The organism is Eudoraea sp., assembly GCF_049665975.1.
In the GTDB taxonomy this organism is placed as follows: domain Bacteria; phylum Bacteroidota; class Bacteroidia; order Flavobacteriales; family Flavobacteriaceae; genus Eudoraea.
Window position 1 is genome coordinate 1 of sequence record NZ_JBATGR010000067.1, and the last position, 1924, is coordinate 1924.

Annotated in this window: 2 protein-coding genes; both read left to right on the forward strand. The window is 35.4% G+C overall.

Going from position 1 to position 1924, the window contains the following annotated elements; genetic code table 11:
- Nucleotides 1-834: 834 nt before the first annotated feature.
- The gene (locus WBN20_RS02865; protein WP_297707409.1) at nucleotides 835-1110 is read left to right on the forward strand and encodes a ribbon-helix-helix domain-containing protein; all 276 of its coding nucleotides are present in this window, start codon (nucleotides 835-837) and stop codon (nucleotides 1108-1110) included.
- Nucleotides 1103-1393, forward strand: a complete 291-nt coding sequence (locus tag WBN20_RS02870) for a type II toxin-antitoxin system RelE/ParE family toxin (RefSeq protein WP_297707411.1) — start codon at nucleotides 1103-1105, stop codon at nucleotides 1391-1393. Before WBN20_RS02865 ends, WBN20_RS02870 begins: the two co-directional genes overlap by 8 nt.
- Nucleotides 1394-1924: the final 531 nt, after the last annotated feature.

Here is a 1924-nt window from a genome sequence, read left to right on the forward strand (position 1 = left end):
AACGTAACCTTGCGCCAGCAGGTTACCCTCTTGCTTCTCCTATTTCGTTCGCAAAGCGAACAAATATTTTCAAACAACTTGACCAAGATCAATTGCTTTTTTGTGGAATCCAAGATTCCTATATGCCTTTTTAAGATGGGTATCGTTATCAGGGAAAGTCAAATCTTGGGATAACGATACAATAAAAATGTGCTATTGATAAGCTGAAGAAAGATACGATTTATTTTAGCTTAAATTAAAATCATAGGTGGATAAATCCGAAAAAATAAAAGGATTGTTAGATGAATTCCTATCTGAACCATTCGCACAGTTTTGAGGTGATTTACTTATTATATCCAGAGCGTTTTCCTTTTTTTGTTTTTTTTCCGAAACTTAGGGGTTCTTCCGCTCCCTTTTTTTGATGATATCATACGATTTCATAATATTGGTTTTTGATTTACTTCCCATAGAGCCGTCACATTACCTTTTTTGTTGCCTTATGCGGTACAATATTCAGGTTTGGCAAGACTTATAAAAGGAGCGAGACACGAGTCCGATTATGCAGTCGTCCAAAGATGAATGTTGTTGTTTTGCTGTCATAAAAAGGGAACGGCGGCTGCCTGAGAGGCAGATGAAATTAATATAAGAAGAGTTTAGTACGAACCAGTAGGGGGGGTAAAGCAAACCACCGATATTTTAGACTTTCAGAATTAAGTTTTGAAGTTCAATTAAACGTGGGATTGATTACTACTTCGCTACAGACCCCTAAAACTTGTAGTTTGACAATAATTAAACAAATTATACGCTAATAATATGTTATATTGCGTATATTGTATGTAATTAAATCTTATAATTATGGCAACAATTAGAAAATCATTGACTATAACAGTAGCTCAAGAGCAATGGATAAAGCTACAAATTGAAAATGGTGGTTTCGCGAACGATAGCGAATACATGAGGCATCTAATACGCTTGGATGAGGAACGTAATAGGGAGTTTTTAATTACCAAAGCGGCTATACAAGAAGGCTATGATAGTGGCATGAGCTCTAGAAATAGGTCTGTTGATGAAATTGTTGAAGCAGCCAAAAGTCGCAAAAAGAACAGAACTAAAAGTAACAGGAATGCCTAGTTATTATTTATCGTCGAAAGCTGATAGCGATATCGATGATATAGTAGATTATACTTTAGAGACCTGGGGAGAATCACAGACTCATAGTTATATTACCGAGTTATACCAATTTTTGCAGACTCTTGCAGATAATCCCGACCTTGGTCGCAGCGCTTCTGAATTTGCACCTCCACTAAAAAGATATAATTACAAGGCACACACAATTTTTTACGAACCAACTAAAAAGGGCATATTTGTCGTTCGAATTTTAGGACAGATACGGGATTTCAAGCGACATCTTTAGGCGTTGATTAATCGTTTACAAAGTCCAGATAAAGGTGGGATTATATAAACCATTATAATTGTGCAATTATAGCTTGAATGAAAATAAATAGACTTTTACTTTATGGTTATAGTCCCATCTCGAGTACAAAAAACCTTGTTAATCTGTTGATTTACAGGGTTTTTTTGTTTTAGTTAGTCAACAATCTCCAATTTCAAATTAATGTTGACATAAAATTAATCCATCATTCGGAATGAAAATGAAAAATATCCGGCGCTGTAAGTCGCCGGGCGTTTTCTACCCGCCTGCGGCAGGCAGGACTGCAGGAGTGGTAATGATCTGGATCACAGTGTAGCTGTAATCCATCAAAATCCAAAAGACAAACTCCAAATGACAAGTTTAGCAGGATAAAAGAATAAATATGGCGCCTGTGCGCCTTATGACTTTCTAACTGCAGGAGAGGTTTCCCGATGGATATCTAATGCAAAAATAATATGATCAATATCATGAATGTATTATAATAAATTCTATATTTTTAACATATAATAATAA